At 37.4% G+C, this 16,415-nt stretch carries 18 protein-coding genes and 1 rRNA gene; 7 read left to right on the top strand and 12 right to left on the bottom strand.

Annotation, left to right across the window (positions count from 1 at the left end):
* The 7 genes from ACEN36_RS02755 to ACEN36_RS02725 all read right to left on the bottom strand — a co-directional run.
* Positions 1-328: ribosomal RNA gene (locus tag ACEN36_RS02755) — 16S ribosomal RNA — on the bottom strand; the annotation flags it as partial.
* Positions 329-873: 545 nt separating this feature from the next.
* Positions 874-1,404, bottom strand: coding sequence for a GNAT family N-acetyltransferase (locus ACEN36_RS02750; RefSeq protein WP_407096836.1), 531 nt, complete (start codon positions 1,402-1,404; stop codon positions 874-876).
* A gap of 117 nt (positions 1,405-1,521) precedes the next feature.
* Positions 1,522-2,868 carry a glucose-6-phosphate isomerase gene (locus tag ACEN36_RS02745; protein ID WP_407125881.1) on the bottom strand — a complete coding sequence of 449 codons (1,347 nt, stop codon included), beginning with the start codon at positions 2,866-2,868 and terminating at the stop codon, positions 1,522-1,524.
* 140 nt (positions 2,869-3,008) lie between these two features.
* Positions 3,009-3,395 (bottom strand): hypothetical protein, encoded by a 387-nt coding sequence (locus tag ACEN36_RS02740; protein ID WP_407103287.1) that lies wholly within the window; start codon positions 3,393-3,395, stop codon positions 3,009-3,011.
* Positions 3,396-3,455: 60 nt separating this feature from the next.
* Positions 3,456-3,839 carry a CvfD/Ygs/GSP13 family RNA-binding post-transcriptional regulator gene (locus ACEN36_RS02735; RefSeq protein ID WP_407096839.1) on the bottom strand — a complete coding sequence of 128 codons (384 nt, stop codon included), beginning with the start codon at positions 3,837-3,839 and terminating at the stop codon, positions 3,456-3,458.
* A gap of 262 nt (positions 3,840-4,101) precedes the next feature.
* A complete protein-coding gene (locus ACEN36_RS02730) occupies positions 4,102-4,968 on the bottom strand; it encodes an ROK family protein (RefSeq protein ID WP_407102133.1) in 867 nt (288 codons plus the stop codon).
* 117 nt (positions 4,969-5,085) lie between these two features.
* Complete coding sequence (locus tag ACEN36_RS02725; protein WP_407096841.1) at positions 5,086-5,676, bottom strand: peptidylprolyl isomerase; 591 nt, start codon at positions 5,674-5,676, stop codon at positions 5,086-5,088.
* Positions 5,677-5,936: 260 nt separating this feature from the next.
* Here ACEN36_RS02725 and ACEN36_RS02720 point away from each other — a divergent pair, with 260 nt between their 5' ends.
* The 3 genes from ACEN36_RS02720 to ACEN36_RS02710 all read left to right on the top strand — a co-directional run bounded on the left by ACEN36_RS02720 (position 5,937) and on the right by ACEN36_RS02710 (position 8,141).
* Positions 5,937-6,428 (top strand): divergent PAP2 family protein, encoded by a 492-nt coding sequence (locus tag ACEN36_RS02720; RefSeq protein ID WP_407096842.1) that lies wholly within the window; start codon positions 5,937-5,939, stop codon positions 6,426-6,428.
* Positions 6,429-6,507: 79 nt separating this feature from the next.
* Complete coding sequence (locus tag ACEN36_RS02715; protein WP_407125880.1) at positions 6,508-7,503, top strand: NAD(P)/FAD-dependent oxidoreductase; 996 nt, start codon at positions 6,508-6,510, stop codon at positions 7,501-7,503.
* Between the two features lie 131 nt (positions 7,504-7,634).
* The gene (locus ACEN36_RS02710; RefSeq protein ID WP_407096843.1) at positions 7,635-8,141 is read left to right on the top strand and encodes a phosphatidylglycerophosphatase A; all 507 of its coding nucleotides are present in this window, start codon (positions 7,635-7,637) and stop codon (positions 8,139-8,141) included.
* A 125-nt stretch (positions 8,142-8,266) separates the two neighbouring features.
* On the opposite strand, the gene ACEN36_RS02705 is transcribed toward ACEN36_RS02710, so the two are convergent.
* The 5 genes from ACEN36_RS02705 to ACEN36_RS02685 form a co-directional block, all read right to left on the bottom strand.
* A complete protein-coding gene (locus ACEN36_RS02705) occupies positions 8,267-8,896 on the bottom strand; it encodes a TIGR01906 family membrane protein (RefSeq protein ID WP_407102135.1) in 630 nt (209 codons plus the stop codon).
* Positions 8,896-9,660 carry a TIGR01457 family HAD-type hydrolase gene (locus tag ACEN36_RS02700; RefSeq protein WP_407096845.1) on the bottom strand — a complete coding sequence of 255 codons (765 nt, stop codon included), beginning with the start codon at positions 9,658-9,660 and terminating at the stop codon, positions 8,896-8,898. The genes ACEN36_RS02705 and ACEN36_RS02700 overlap by 1 nt, the downstream gene beginning before the upstream one ends.
* A 12-nt stretch (positions 9,661-9,672) precedes the next feature.
* Positions 9,673-10,491, bottom strand: coding sequence for a YutD family protein (locus ACEN36_RS02695; protein ID WP_407096846.1), 819 nt, complete (start codon positions 10,489-10,491; stop codon positions 9,673-9,675).
* 41 nt (positions 10,492-10,532) lie between these two features.
* Entirely contained in the window at positions 10,533-11,912 is a 1,380-nt protein-coding gene (locus ACEN36_RS02690; protein WP_407096847.1) for a bifunctional metallophosphatase/5'-nucleotidase, read from the bottom strand.
* A gap of 403 nt (positions 11,913-12,315) precedes the next feature.
* Positions 12,316-13,059 carry a hypothetical protein gene (locus ACEN36_RS02685; RefSeq protein WP_407096848.1) on the bottom strand — a complete coding sequence of 248 codons (744 nt, stop codon included), beginning with the start codon at positions 13,057-13,059 and terminating at the stop codon, positions 12,316-12,318.
* A 357-nt stretch (positions 13,060-13,416) separates the two neighbouring features.
* On the opposite strand from ACEN36_RS02685, the gene ACEN36_RS02680 reads away from it, so the two are divergent.
* From ACEN36_RS02680 to ACEN36_RS02665, 4 genes are read left to right on the top strand one after another with little or no spacing between them, the layout of a single operon-like run.
* Complete coding sequence (locus ACEN36_RS02680) at positions 13,417-14,154, top strand: amino acid ABC transporter ATP-binding protein (protein ID WP_407102206.1); 738 nt, start codon at positions 13,417-13,419, stop codon at positions 14,152-14,154.
* 15 nt (positions 14,155-14,169) lie between these two features.
* Positions 14,170-14,991, top strand: coding sequence for a transporter substrate-binding domain-containing protein (locus ACEN36_RS02675; RefSeq protein WP_407102139.1), 822 nt, complete (start codon positions 14,170-14,172; stop codon positions 14,989-14,991).
* 57 nt (positions 14,992-15,048) lie between these two features.
* On the top strand, positions 15,049-15,696 hold the full coding sequence (locus ACEN36_RS02670) for an amino acid ABC transporter permease (RefSeq protein ID WP_407102140.1): 648 nt from the start codon (positions 15,049-15,051) through the stop codon (positions 15,694-15,696).
* 12 nt (positions 15,697-15,708) lie between these two features.
* Positions 15,709-16,359 (top strand): amino acid ABC transporter permease, encoded by a 651-nt coding sequence (locus tag ACEN36_RS02665; RefSeq protein WP_407096851.1) that lies wholly within the window; start codon positions 15,709-15,711, stop codon positions 16,357-16,359.
* The last annotated feature ends 56 nt before the right edge of the window (positions 16,360-16,415 follow it).

The following is a 16,415-nucleotide window of genomic DNA, read 5'->3' as shown; positions in this document are numbered from 1 at the left end:
CCAGTGTGGCCGATCACCCTCTCAGGTCGGCTACGCATCATCGTCTTGGTGAGCCATTACCTCACCAACTAACTAATGCGCCGCGGGTCCATCTACAAGTGACAGCCGAAGCCGTCTTTCTTCCCAATGCCAGGAGGCATTAAGATCTATGCGGTATTAGCATCCGTTTCCGAATGTTATCCCCCGCTTATAGGTAGGTTACCCACGTGTTACTCACCCGTCCGCCACTCTTCTTTCTCGGTGCAAGCACCGATAGGAAGCGTTCGACTTGCATGTATTAGGCACGCCGCCAGCGTTCGTCCTGAGCCAGGATCAAACTCTCATAAAAGTTGCAGACCGAAGCCTGCTTATTTTAATGATGCTTGTAGCTCATTAATTGATTGCTAGCGAATAATTATTCACTAATTTGTTTGTTTCGGCACTTGCCAAAACTTCCTTACACGTTTGGTTCGTCTTACTTTGTTTAGTTTTCAAAGGTCTAATTTCGTTTGCGTTGTCACTGTGACAACTTCTTAATATTACCAGGCGACCGAAGCATTGTCAACATTTTTTTAAAAGTTTTTTTTGCATCTTTATTCAAAAAATATTTATGCAAGCGCTCCATCGACTCCATTAATATTATCACGTCGCTTAACTTTAAGTCAACAACTTTTTATTGAAAAATTTACAATCGACTAACAGTGTTGTAAACCTTGTTTTTGCGACATCAATTACTATAACAACTTTTTGTTTTCTGGTCAACAAAAAAAATGCTTTTTTTTATTAACGCGTATAATAATTATTCAAAAAGGCAAAATGGTTTGGTTTTCACAAGGTTCTTCTATCTCAAATACTTAAATTCAATGAAATATAAAAGTAGCAAAGTTCGCTTTTTTATATTAGTGGATAATGGTAAAGATTAAAATCTGCTTTTTCTATACCCGTATCATGGTCTTTAATTCTCTTTACGAATGAAAACCCTGACTCTTGATACAAGTTATTTAAATACTCTTTTTCTGCCATACAATCTAATCGTATACCTTTGGTTTGTTTTTTTGCTGCTATATGTTTAGCTTCTTCTATCATCTGCAAAGCAATAGCAGTGCCAGCATACTTACGCACGATATTAACTCGATGTAAATAAAGCCACTCTTCATCGGGAGTATGTCCCCACATTTCTTTATCCCAGTTGCTTTGTTTGTTCCATAGAATAAACATACCCGCTACATGATTGTCCAGCGTGGCATAATATACTTCTCCCCGTTCAATAGCTAATGGAGTATTGTGGTTGTCTTTGCCCTCTAATAGTTCGCTCCACTGAGTGGAGCCTATAGATTTTAACCATTGTGCTGTCTGCATTAAAATTCCCTGAATAAGAGACGCGTCATTTGATGTTGCTTGGTGGATAACTATTTGAGATTCCATGTTTTGCCTTCTTTCTTAGTAAAGATAAAATAAAAACGCTGTTTGAAGCCATTCAATCAGAAAATTTCTTTTCTCCACGATTGAACGGCTAAACAACGGTTAGAATTACACTAAGGATTATAGACGGTTATTTAATTCTTTTCCTAACTCTTCAAATCCTGGTTTACCTAACAATGCAAACATATTTTTCTTGTAAGCTTCTACTCCTGGTTGGTCAAATGGATTTACGCCATTTAGGTAACCAGAAACACCTACAGCGATTTCGAAGAAGTACATCAAGTAGCCTAATGTATATTCGTCAGTTTCTGGAATAGTGATCACAAAGTTTGGAACATCTCCATCGGTGTGGGCTAATAAAGTTCCTTGGAAAGCTTTTGTGTTCACGAAGTCGATTTCTTTTCCTTGTAAATAGCCTAAGCCATCTAAATCTTCTTCGCTTTCTGGAATAGTCATTCCTTTTTTAGTTTTTTCAACTTTGATAACCGTTTCAAAAATATTACGAGAACCTTCTTGAATGAATTGTCCTAATGAATGCAAGTCAGTAGAGAAGTTGGCACTTGAAGGGTAGATACCTTTTTGGTCTTTTCCTTCTGATTCTCCAAATAACTGTTTCCACCATTCTGAAAAGTATTGCAAGCTTGGTTCGTAATTGATCAATAACTCAGTTACTTTTCCTTTGCGATATAATACGTTACGTAATGCTGCATATTGGTAAGCTTCATTTTCTTCTAGTTTATCACTAGAGTATGCTTCGCTGGCATCTGCTGCACCTTTCATCAACGCATCGATATCTGCGCCACTTACTGCGATTGGCAATAAACCTACAGCAGTTAACACAGAGAAACGTCCTCCAACATCGTCAGGAATGACGAAAGTTTCATACCCTTGTGCGTCGGCTTCTCCTTTTAAAGAACCTTTAGCTTTATCAGTTGTTGCGTAGATTCTTTCTTTAGCGCCTTCTTCTCCATATTTCTTGATTAATAATTCTTTAAACACACGGAAAGCGATAGCAGGTTCTGTAGTTGTTCCAGATTTCGAAATCATATTAACTGAAAAATCACGGTCTCCGATAACTTCTACTAAATCATTTAAATAAGTTGAGCTGATACTGTTTCCTGCAAAGAAAATTTGCGGAGCTTTACGTTCATCTTTACCTAGTAAATTGTAGAAAGTGTGATTTAAGAAATCCAATGCAGCTTTAGCTCCTAAGTAAGAACCGCCGATCCCTAGTACAACTAATACTTCAGACTCATTTTGGATTTTTTTAGCAGCTTCTTTAATACGAGCAAATTCTTCTTTGTCGTAATCTTTCGGCAAGTTGACCCATCCTAGATAGTCGCTACCTGCGCCAGTTCCGTTACGCAGCATGTCGTCAGCTGTTGAAACTTGTTGTTGCAAATTAGTCAGTTCATGTTCTTGAATGAATTTGCTGATTGTTGAATAATCAAATTGAATATGACTCATTTTTCAATAACCTCCATAAGTATGTATTGTGGTTTATTGCTTATTTAATACTCTTTTACTTTAGATGTTTTGCCTGAAAAAAGCAAGAAAAAACAGCACTTTCATCATTAAAATGAAAACGCTGTTGTCGTATTGTTATTTCATTGATTGAAAATGGGAACCCCAGATATATCCATGTCTTCTAACGTTTCAATTAAAGTGTCAGAAGGCATCCAAGCGTAGTGAGTCGAGTTCTCTTTCAAAAGTTCATTGAGTTCTGTAAATTTTTTATTTAACGCAAACACAAAAAGAGGTATACGAGAATCATTTACAACAGAATTTGTTAGTTCGCATAAGTCTAATGCTGAACCTTCAATATCAAGAATCGTTTTTAATTCATCAATCATACACGCCAGCCCAGTTTTATTATCACAAATAGGTGTAGTTGGCAGTTCGTATGATTCCTCTTGATTTTTTACCAAAAAAACATATTTCCCATTAAACGCTTGAGCCATTACAGTACCGGCTACCATTTGTGCTTCAGTCATGCATATACCCCTCTCAAGAATTATCCATAGTAACAAATATTCTCTACTATAACGAATACACTATTGCCTAGAGTTGATCTGGTTCTTTTCATCTTCTTTAGCCTGTTTAATCCATTTAGGCAAGGTTTCTTTGATACTTTGAAACCCTATTTTGCCTTTTTTAGCATAGTGGCGTTTTTTCTTAGGATAGTAAACAAATGTTTGAGGGTCTTCCAAGGTTCTGAGGGATAAGCTGATTTTTTTGGTGTATTCATCAATGTCAATGATCATCACTTCAAGTTCTTCTCCAACGGTTAACAATTCATCTACTTCTTTAACATAACCATGTCGGCATTCAGAGATATGAATCAAACCTTGAGTTTCTTCATCTAAAGAAACAAATGCACCATAAGGTTGAATCCCAGTTACTTGGCCTTTTGTAACCATACCGATTTTATATTCCATCCTAACACCTCGCTTTACAGAATTAATCCACTGTGTTCATTACGCTCTTATTATAGCACCATCCATAAATAATTTGTACCATTTTGAAAATGACTTCGTTTTCAAAACAATTTGTTATTTTATTTATTGAACAAAAGAGGCTATTCTAGCCTTTTTTCTTTACCTGTTGTTCACAAAACATTTTAAGAGTTTACACTTTTCATCAATAAACCACAGAAAAAAGGCCACCGCTTTATTCAGTAGCCCCCTTATTGCTATGAAATCAATTCATTTGTCCTGCTGCCAGCAGCAAGCTTCCTGTAATCCCTGCATTATCTCCTAATCCAGGAGCAACAATGTATTCTTCCAAATCTGGAACTTGGACGTAACCATTCATCAATTCAGTAAATTTTTGACGAACTAATGGGTACAACTGTTCTTGTTTCATGACCCCTCCGCCTAGCACGATACGTTCTGGAGAAAGAATTAACGTATAATTCATCAAAGCCTGTGCTAAATAATAAGCTTCCATCTCCCACACTTCTTCTTGATCTGCAAGCAAATGTCCCTTTTTACCAAATCTGCCTTCAATGGCCGGGCCTGCAGCGATTCCTTCAAGACAATCTCCATGATACGGACAAGTCCCTTTATAATTCTCATCAGGATGTAAACGAACGGGAATATGCCCCATTTCAGGGTGACCATAACCTTCTAATAGTTCTCCATTGATTACAGCTCCGCCGCCGATTCCCGTACCGACCGTTAGATAGATACAACTAGTTAGTCCTTTGGCTGCTCCCATTTTTATTTCTCCTAAAGCAGCAGCATTGACATCTGTTGTCCAGCCTATCGGTATAGGATATCTTTTTTTCACAACGCCTAGGAAATCGTAGTACTTCCAAGCAGTTTTTGGTGTAGATGTAATATAACCATATGTATCTGAATTACGGTTGACATCGATCGGTCCAAATGAACCGATACCGATAGCACTTACTTCGTATTGATCAAAAAAAGCAAACACTTTGGTCAGAGTTTCTTCAGGTGTTGTAGTCGGTATACTCACTCTATCTTTGATAGTAAATTCTGAGTCGCTCACTGCACAGACAAATTTAGTCCCGCCAGCTTCAATTGCTCCAAACATATTCTTCATCCTTTCAAAATCGAATTACCTCCTCATTATAACAAACTCTATCTAAAAAAAGAATTCGTTTTCATAATGAATCGGACAAAAAACCTCCGCCTAGGTTATAGACGGAAGTTTTTCGGATTAAACAAATTCAATGGCTTCAATAACAACATCGTTTACAGGTTTGTCTTGGAATCCACGTTGAACCCCTTGGATATCATTCGCTACATCCATACCATCAATAACTTGACCAAAAACCGTATGACGTTGGTCTAACCAGGGTGTTCCACCGTTATTTTTATATTCTTCAACAATTTCTGCTGGATAGCCGGCTGCTTCTAGTTGGGCCACCATGTTTGCAGGTGTGCTTGATGCCGTTACGATGAAGAATTGACTTCCATTCGTATTTGGACCAGCATTTGCCATGGACAACGCTCCGTTGATGTTGAAAGCTTCAGTAGAAAATTCATCTTCAAATGAATCTCCCCATAAACTTTCTCCGCCCATACCGCTTCCAGTTGGGTCTCCACCTTGAATCATGAAATCAGGAATAACACGGTGGAAAACAATTCCGTTGTAATAGCCTTTTTCTGCTAAGCCTACAAAGTTTTCAACTGTTTTTGGAGCAATTTCCGGAAATAATTTAATCGTAATGTCTCCCATATTTGTACGAATAACGGCTTTCCTTTCGTTTTCTGCCACTTCTTTTGACAATTGAGTATATGTGCTCATTTTTCATCCTCCTATATTGCGCTACTAGCTGCATAAGTCTTTTCTTTCTTTACACAGTTTTCATGATAACGAATCTTTTTTATGATTGCCACTATTATTTTCCTTACATCCATCTTATTCTTCAAAACCGTCTGCAATATTCTATTAAGCATCTTTAGAGAACAGTGAAAAAACAAAACTTTTTTAAGCAGCTTTCGTATAGTTCATGGTATGATAAAAACAGCTTTATATTTTATTTTCTAAAGGAAGGAACAACCATCATGTTCTCAAATTATCCACTTATAGCAGCATTTACTGCTATTGTATTTGCACAAATTATTAAAATACCTGTGGCTTATCTGCTAAAGAGAAAAACCTCGCTAGCTTTAGCTACTTCTACAGGTGGAATGCCTAGTTCTCATTCAGCTGCTGTTTCCTCATTGATTACAGCTCTTGCTTTGGAACACGGTATTGACTCTCCTTTAGTTGCCATTGCTAGTACATTTGGAGTCATAGTTATGTTTGATTCTATGGGAGTTCGTAGACAAAGCGGAGAACAAGGTATCTTATTAAATGAACTGATTATTGAATTTACTCGTTTGCGTGAAAAAGTTTGGAACTTATCACAAGATGCAACGACTGAAAAGTTTAACAAAGAACAGAAAGAGCGTCACTTGAAAGAATATTTAGGGCATAAACCGATCGAAGTATTCTTTGGAATCTTAACAGGTATTGGTGTAGCGTATGTCACTCAAGCCCTGTTTAATCATTAATTGAATTGAACACCTGGAGTACCATACACTTTGTGTTATACTTATTCGGAAAGTACAGCAATGAATTGTTGGAGGGTTAATGTTGGAATCAATGAATGAAATATATGATATTACTATTATTGGCGGTGGGCCTGTGGGTATGTTTGCGGCTTTTTACGGTGGTATGAGAAATGCTAAAGTAAAAATTATCGATAGTCTGCCTCAACTCGGCGGTCAAGTTTCGATGTTGTATCCTGAAAAAGATATCTATGACATCCCAGTACTGCCGGTCATCACAGGTGAAGAACTGATCTCAAATTTGACTGTCCAAAACTCCCGCTTCGATCAAACCGTTTGTTTAGATGAAGAAGTGTTGGATGTCGTGAAAAATGATGACGAGATTTTTAAACTGACTACTAACAAGGGAAAACACTATTCTAAAGCCGTTATTATAGCTGCTGGGAACGGGGCTTTTCAACCTAGAAAACTAGAGATCGATGATGCAGAGAAATACGAGCGCAAAACACTACATTACTATGTCAACAACATCGAGCAATTTAAAGACCGAAATGTAGTCATTTGCGGTGGCGGAGATTCTGCGGTAGATTGGGCATTAACGCTTGAGCCGATTGCTAAAAAAGTTTATTTGGTCCATCGTCGAAATAAGTTCCGAGCTCTTGAGCACAGCATTTCTTTATTGGAGAAATCTAGTGTTGAGCTTCTTACGCCATTTGTACCGGTTGCACTTTCTGGAAATCATCACCAACTAGACGCTGTCACCCTCAAGGAAGTACGCAGCGATAACGAAAAAGAAATCGAAGTGGATGACTTTTTAGTCAATTATGGTTTCACCTCTTCTATCGGCCCGATGAAAAAGTGGGGGTTTGAAGTTTCCCGTAATGAAATTCCGGTAAATACAAAAATGGAAACGACCATTCCTGGTATTTACGCTATCGGTGATATTTGTACCTATGAGGGTAAAATCAAATTGATCGCTACTGGATTTGGCGAAGGTCCGACAGCCATCAATAACGCTATGAGTTATATCAATCCAGATGAACGCGTACAACCGATGCACAGCACAAGTTTGTTTTAATCGTTTATCTATTTATCTTGAAAGAGCTTTAGAAGCCGAAAACTTTTAAAACTCTTTTTGCTTATCGTTTTATCATTTTCCTTTTTTATAGGTATAATAGGAATAGAGTTATTTCAAATGGAGGGATAAGTATGGTAAAAGATGAAAATTTAATGCACAAAACTGCGGTAGATTTGCTGCATGAACGTGGTGTCCGCGAAGAGGATATTGCTGAGCTTGTTCTATTTTTACAAAATAAATATATTGAAGATTTGAGTTTAGAGGAATGCTTGATACATGTTAAATCGGTATTGAAAAAGCGCGAAGTTCAAAATACGATTTTAACCGGTATCCAATTAGACATACTAGCAGAGAAAAAACAATTGATGCATCCACTTCAAGAGATCATCACAGATGATGAAGGGTTATTCGGTATTGATGAGATATTGGCGTTGTCCATTGTAAATGTATATGGATCGATTGGTTTCACCAACTATGGTTACATTGATAAAGTAAAACCAGGAATCTTAGAAAAACTGAATAGTCATGAAGGCAATGAGGTTCATACTTTCTTAGATGACATTGTTGGAGCCATAGCAGCTTCAGCAGCTAGTCGCTTAGCCCATGATAATCCCTCTAAATCTGAGATCACGAAATAAAATTCTGTTGCTTTACCAAGCGGAAGCTTCACTGCTCGTAACAATAGCAGTGAAGCTTTTTTACTTTAACCAAAAAGAACGAATCCAGGAGACATAAATTCTGGATTCGTTCTTTTTCAATTTTTTTATTTAAACGCCGTTTTCTTCGCATAAAAGTATACACTTGTAATCAACAGTTCTATCAGGACAAATGCCAAGATAAAACAGTGCATAAAAAAGGCTTCCGGCAGTGCCATAATGATGGGATCGGTAGAGGGATTAAAGATCCAGGCATCATTGTTAAAAAACAATTGATGGAACAGCACAAACAACTGGTCGAAATTTGCAGCAATCAAAAACAGAATGATCAGCGGTGCAACTATTCCCCACATAAATGGTCTCAGCAATACCCAATTTCTTTTACTGTGTTTCAAATAACGCAAATAGAAAAATGAAGCAATAGTTGTCACAATCAAAATACCATAATCCAGCAAAAACAATCGTTTTACTTCATAAAAATGAAAAAGCCCGCTTTCAGAACTTGGAAAATCAGGCATATTCAATTCATTTATCCATGGTTTATTCAAATAATCTAGCAACATACGGTAGTTCTCCATGATAATGTCTTTAGACAAACCAACCCGCTCAGGAATATTGAAGTAGTCGACATCAAATGAATACAGCGGTGTAAAATTGATTGTAACCATAATAGCAAAAGAGATAATCCATAAAAAAATAGTCGCGATCCCTAAAAAATCAAGTGGTCTGGTTTTCATCAAATATCCCACTCTCTTAAAGAGTTGAGAGTATATGTGGGTTGCACAGAGACATCAGCCAAATCTTCACGATTAGTAAAACCCGTTAGGACCAGCAATGTATCAATATCACTATTGATTCCAGCCAGAATATCTGTCTCATAGTTGTCTCCAACCATCAGCACATCTTGAGCAGGAAGATCCAATAGTTTCAATGCTTCTTCCATAATAATCGTTTCCGGTTTTCCAACAAAAGTCGGCTCAACTCTTGTGGCTGTTGTCAGTAATGCCGCTAATGAACCAGCCCCTGGAACAAGTCCCTTTTCTGTAGGCAGATTAGTGTCTTTATTTGTAACGATGTACTGAGCACCTTTCCGTATCGCTAAAGTTGCGATTTTGAATTTCTCATAAGTTGCTGTTTCATCCAACCCTAAGACAACGTAATCTGGGTCATTTAGGTCTTCCACAAACCCTTTGTTTCTCAATGCTTGTTTTAACCCTTCTTCGCCAATAACGAATACTTTGTTCCCATTGTCTAAAGATTTCAAATAATCAGCTGTTGCTAAAGAACTCGTGTAGACTTCGTTTGGAAATGCCTTAATCCCGAAATTCTCTTGCAAATTTTTTGCTGCGGATTCAGGTGTCTTCGTTGAATTATTCGTCAAAAATAAAAAAGGAATCTTTTTATCTCGTAATTGTTGAATAAACAACGGTGCTTCCGGTATTGGCTCTTTTCCTTTATACATTGTTCCATCTAAGTCAATCAAATAGCCTTTATAGTTCACATTACCCAACCTTTATGATTTATTTTTGGCTCTGTCTACATCATTCCGACGAATGTTAAATCTTCTTGAGCCTTTTTCATCTTTGACTGTCTTAACCACTACAGTCTCTTTTTCCGGTTTAACCATTTTTTCTTTAGGCGTCACTTCTTTTTGCACGAAATTCTGCTTTTTGACGGGTCTATTTCCGCGTTTATTTCCAGTATTTCCAGAAGCAGCTTGGCTTGAGTTGGTGTGTTCAGTATAGTCTTGAGTATGAGTTGGTTTGCGATTAGTAATATTTTTTCTCTTCTGCTTTTTCCGACGATTCGGTTTAGTCGTATTGGAAGAATTCTTTTTCGTTTCTAATCGTTTCAACACAAAATAAGGAGCACCAAAGTTGCAATACTCATACAAATAATCTTCTAGTTGACTGATTTTTTTATCTTGGGGAACTTTGCGATTCTGATTGTCATAGAACCCTTTTAACCTTAATTGTTCAAATCCCCAATCTGCCACGATATAATCATATTTATCTAATATAGGACTGTAACGTTCACTCAAACGTCTCGCATCAAATGCCTCACGGTAATCTTTGACAATTTCATATTGATCGCCATTTATTGTGATCATGGATTGATCCACTCTTTGAACAATCAGATCTTTTTCTGGAATTACTGTTTCTTCAATACTTTTCTCTAATTGATCTGTGTTGACTATCGGCTCTTCTTTTTTATGAGAGATTTTTTTTGCAGAAGATTGTTTGTAAGATTGTTTTGGTTTTGAATTTTTCTTTTCTCTAGTATGCGAATTCTTTTGAGAGGTGGTATCTTTTTTTTCATTTGGATTTGCCATCTTAATTCACCTTCGTTTCTGTTTACTGTTCAAAAGTTGTTTTATACGATCGGATAGATTTTTTTCAAGTACTGTCCAACAACATTGCGGATAAAAAGCGGAAAAATCAATTCATTTTTTCCTTGTAATTCAATCGTTGGAAAGAAAGGGATATACATAAAATGATCTACCGTCGCAAATGTATATCGCTCATTTAAGACAACTTCTTTTCCTTGCCACAACACTTCTCCTGTCAGAGGCTCCAAACTCAACCCGTTGTATAAAATTTCTCCAAAGTATTTTCCTCTGAAGCCCATGCCTTTAATAGGAAATTTTCTTAAATAGCCACGATTTTTTTCCATTTCCTGGACTACTCGAACCAGATCTGCACCACTCAGAGTGACTCTTAAAATACGCATTGGATGAGGCAGCATTTTATGCAATTCATCATTTGTGACGATTCCCTTATCTAAAGAAGTCATAAATAATCCGGCATTCAATACAGCAGCCTCTGTTTTAGCATAATACTTAACAGCCTCTAAGCTGATTTGTACCAATTCAGAATCTTGGTACCAGCTTACAGGTAATGACACTGGCAAGTCAGCAATCTGCTGTTGTTTCAACAGTTCATGACCCTTTATTTCATAGCTTTCAATCAATTCTTCTTCCTTACTGAGAGCTGGTACCTCTTCGATAGGAATGACCGTTGCTGTGGAATGTACAATGGTTGTATTGTCTAATTCTAACACAATATGCCCGATATATTCCCCATATCTTCCAGCTGCTCCTAACAAAGAATTCCTTACTTTTTCCCCCTTAGGAAGTACATGATGCGTATGTGCACCGAGAATAACATCAATCATCGGGTACATCTCCCCGATTTTCCGGTCGGCGCCTATTCCTAAATGAGACAGAAGGATTATCGAATCTGTCAGCGGTGCTAATATTTCCAGCATATCTGAAATGGCATCAAAAGGATCTTTAATAGTCCACCCTAGAGGTACATAGCTTGTAGGAAATTGGGCAGTCAAGCCAAACACTCCTAACCGATGTCCTTCTTTTGTCTTTAACAACTGAAAGGGGACAGTCCCTTCTGGAGTTTCACCAGTCTTAGTATCAAACATGTTTGAAATCACAGTTTTAAAATTTGCGGAATCATATAGGTGGTTCAATTGTTCCTTGGAGCTGCCTATTCCTTCATTATTTCCAATCGTGGCAGCATCGTAGTGAGCTTCATTCATTAAATGGACCATTGCAGTTCCATTTGTAGCCTCGATCAAGGGGTGTACCCGATCACAAGCATCACCTATATCAAATGAATAAAATGAATCTCCGTTGTTTTCCACTCGCTTTCGCTCATCACGTAAGAATTGAGATATACGAGGCCATTTGCTTAAATGCGAGTGAATATCGTTCGTATGATATAAATGAATCCGTTCCATAACATTCCCCTTCGTCCCATAAAGTGAATCTTCCACTAGTCTAAAGTTTCTTCTCATTTTGTTCATTGGTTGAGCTCAGTATTCTTTATCCTTTAACTCTAAGTTGATTGCCTGGCTGCCTACTAGCGTGAACTAAAAGCAGCACACTTACATTGTATCAATTATTACCACATTTTTCTTCCATTTCAGAAAAAGAATGTAGAAAAACTTTCTACAGAGTTCAGCTTTACAACAGTTTGATTCTAGAGATGTTTTTCATCCCATGAGTTATATAGTAAGCATTTCATTTTCTTACTAAACCAATATACAGAAAATAATCACTGTTTCAAACAAAAACAGCAGCACTGTGCCGTGTAAGCTCAGTACTGCTGTTCTACGTTCTCCTAATCACCGTCTTGTCTTTTTAAACGAGCAGCAACAGACACGTATACCCCACTACACCACACAAGAAACTGAGGATACTGCTTTTTTGTTCTTCCGGTAATTCCTCTTTCATAACATTCAATATAACACTCCCGGCTATAAAAGCTTGCAATACTGAGACACCAAAATGGTTGATTTCAATGAATATCCCCATAAACCAACCTAAAAGTGGAGCACCAGACAAGAGTATCCGACCATAGCGGTCATAAGCTTGCTGGTAATTTCGCCGCAGTCCCCAGTCATTAGTAACAAAATGAACGGATAAAGCCAGAAAGTAAAACAGCAAACTACTAGGATGTTTAAAATCCTCATTTATCAGCAAATATCCGATAACCGCATTATAAATAAAAAACACACTGATATGTAGCCAAAAGACACCAGCTTGGTTGCTTTTTAACGCATAGTGTGAATCACTCTGGACTTTATCTAATTTTACTTTTACCATTCGTTCTAAAGCATAAAACAAGACTAATCCAGACATCGCAATAATATAAATATGATTTTCAATATAACCTAAATAGCTGTTCTCTAGGTGCTGGGAAACAACTTCCTGATATTCATTCAGTTCAGGCAGCAAATGTATAAAAACATACGCCACTGCCACACCGGCTGACAACGACAAAAAACGACTGCGCGGTGTTTTACCAGCAAACTTCATATATTTAGAAAAATAATGAATTAAAGAAAAGCCAAATGCACAAAAGAATGTCAGAATAAAGTACATAGCTTTCTTCCTTTCTGTATTAAAATCATGTAAAAAAACTCCTTCTACTTAGCTTAAAAACTTTTAGAGTCAAAAGCAAAAATTATCTCTTAGAAGGAGAATGGAATAAAAAAATAGCAACCGCTGTCTTTCCTTTACACCTTGAATTAAAGCCTTTTCAAGTTCATCACATCTAGAATAGGCATGCTTGAAAATACCAAGTGATTATAGTAGAATGATAAAATGGTAAAGTAACTAAAAGTATTTTAATAATCGTATAGCACGAATACATAGTAGGAAGCACGCAAAGCTTATCGACCGCCTTTGTGTACTTCCTCATTCTTATGTATATAGAGCTACTCAACCAACTAAGGAGGAATTTTAATGATTGAGTTTAAAGATGTCAATAAATACTACGGTGAATTTCATGCGTTAAAAAACATCAATCTGTCTTTTAAAAAAGGAGAGGTCGCTGTTGTTATCGGACCATCTGGTTCCGGAAAAAGCACGATGCTTCGTTGCATCAATGGACTGGAAGATATCAACGAAGGCCAATTATTGGTCAATGATGTTGATCTGCATGCTAAAGAAACGAACATCAACAATATACGCAAACATGTTGGGATGGTTTTCCAACACTTCAATTTATATCCACATATGACTGTCTTGGAGAATGTCACACTAGCTCCCATCAAAGTCCTCAAGCAAGATCCAAAAGAAGCCAAAAAAACAGCTGAAAAATTATTGGATAAAGTAAATCTGTTGGACAAAAAAGATTCGTACCCTACTCAATTATCTGGTGGACAAAAACAACGTATTGCGATTGCCCGCGGATTGGCTATGAACCCCGAAGTATTGCTGTTCGATGAACCAACTAGTGCACTTGATCCTGAAACGATCGATGATGTGCTGGACGTTATGAAAAAACTAGCCAAAGAAGGAATGACGATGATCGTTGTCACTCATGAAATGGGATTTGCTCGTGAAGTTGGCGACAGAGTTATTTTCATGGCAGACGGAGAAGTAATTGAAGATAAAAACGCTCAAGAATTTTATGAAAATCCTCAAGATCCTAGAGCCCAACAATTCTTAGGCAAGATTATCCACCACGTTTAATTTGGAGGTGTAAGAATGAAACAATCAAAAAAACAAAGTCTGCTTTTTCTATTGCTGCTTCCCCTAATGTTCCTTGCGGCTTGTACTTCTAGTACGGTAGCCACTCAAGATATCACAGAACGTTTAGCAGAAAGCAATACTCCTACTATCAATTGGGGAGTAAAAGCGGACACTAATTTATTTGGTCTTTACAATATCGCAAAAGGCGAAATTGAAGGCTTTGATATTGATATTGCTAAAGCATTAACGGAAGAAATCACTGGTGATGCCGAAAATGCTGAATTTATCGAAGTCACTTCTAAAACAAGAATCCCGTTAATTAAAAACGGAAATATTGATGCCATCATAGCTACTATGACGATTTCAGAAGAAAGACTGAAACAAGTTAACTTTTCAGATGTTTACTTTGCAGCGGGGCAATCTTTATTAGTACCTAACGACAGTTCGATCCAAAGTGTAACAGACTTGAATGCTGATACAACTGTTTTAGCGGTAAAAGGTTCTACATCCGCACAAAATATACGCGAACATGCACCAGAAGCAAATATTTTGGAACTAGAAAACTACTCTGAAGCCTTTACTGCTTTGCAATCTGGTCAAGGAGACGCTATGACAACCGATAACGCCATTCTATTAGGAATCATCGCCGACAATCCTGGTTACCGCTTAGCAGGTGCTCCTTTTACGGATGAACCTTACGGAATTGCCATCAATCATGGACAAGAAAACTTTTTAGGTCAAGTCAATGAAGCCTTAGATACCATCATTGAAAATGGCACGTACGCTGAAATCTTCAGCAAATGGTTCCCTGAAGAGGAAGTCCCTGACCTTAATTAGATCAAGATTCTTTTTCCAAAAGAACTACACTGAAACGAAAGAAATGAGGTGCATGAAATGATTGAAATCTTAACCACTTATGGTGATTTATTAGTAGAAGGTTTTATCAATACATTGATTGCTAGTTTGATTGCTTTAGTCATCAGTTTAATTATTGGTACCCTGCTCGGTATCTTCCAAGTATCTACCAATAGACTGTTATCCGGATTAGCTAATTTTTATGTTCAATTATTTTTAAACATACCATTATTGATTATCGTATTGTTCTTCTACGTTGTATTCCCTATGTTTTTTGTAGGCGTAAACGGATTTACAGCAGGGATCATTGGTTTAACGATCTACACATCAGCATTTATTGCTGAAACCGTGCGTGCCGGTATCTTGGGAGTTCCAAAAGGTCAAATGGAAGCTGGATTATCCACAGGTTTGACTTACGGCGAAACAATGCGCTACATTATTTTACCACAAGCCATTAAAATCGTGATTCCGCCACTAGGTAATCAATTTATCAACTTAGTGAAGAATTCTTCGGTGTTAGCTATGGTGGCTGGTTTAGATTTAATGTATTACGGAGATTTGATCGCAAGTGAAACCTTTAATACATTTGATACGTATATTATCGTTGCCCTATTTTATCTGATTATTACTTTACCATTAACTTATACTATGCAGTATGTGGAACGCCGCTTAGCTGCAAACGATTAGGAGGAGATTCACTTGGATTTTACTGGAGCTTATTCCTGGGTGAACATCCGCTTTTTATTGGATGGACTCCTAGTTACACTTGAAGTAGCTGCTGTTTCAATTATTTTGAGCTTTATCATCGGAGCTGTTCTTGGCTTATTGCGCTACATGAAAATTCCTGCTCTTTCATTAATTGTTGGAGCTGTCGTTGACATTATCCGTAATCTGCCATTGTTGTTGATTATTTTCTTTACTTACTTCGCACTACCGCAAGTCGGTGTTCGATTAAGTATTTTCTGGTCAGCAGTCGCTGCCATGACTATTTTTGAATCTGCGATGCTTTCAGAAATCATTCGTGGAGGGTTAACTTCCATTTCTTCTGGTCAAATGGAAGCCGGTCGTTCAACTGGTTTAACGTATTTCCAAACGATTTGGTACATCATTATTCCGCAAGCATTGCGAGCAATGGTGCCGCCAATCGTCAGTCAATTTGTTGCATTAGTCAAAGATACGTCTTTAGCGACGATCATTACTTTACCTGAACTAACACATAATGCACGAATCGTCTACGGACAAAATACGACTTACGTTATCCCCATGTTTATCGCTATGGGATTCCTTTACTGGGTAGTGTGTTATACACTATCTAAACTATCCAAACGCTTAGAACAAAGTGCTGGATAAACGAATTAAGTAAGAAAAAGGCCTTTATCATCAATAGTTGATGATAAAGGCCTTTT

Source organism: Desemzia sp. FAM 23989 (genome assembly GCF_045528345.1).
In the GTDB taxonomy this organism is placed as follows: domain Bacteria; phylum Bacillota; class Bacilli; order Lactobacillales; family Carnobacteriaceae; genus Desemzia.
This window is presented reverse-complemented; position numbering and strand designations above follow the sequence as displayed.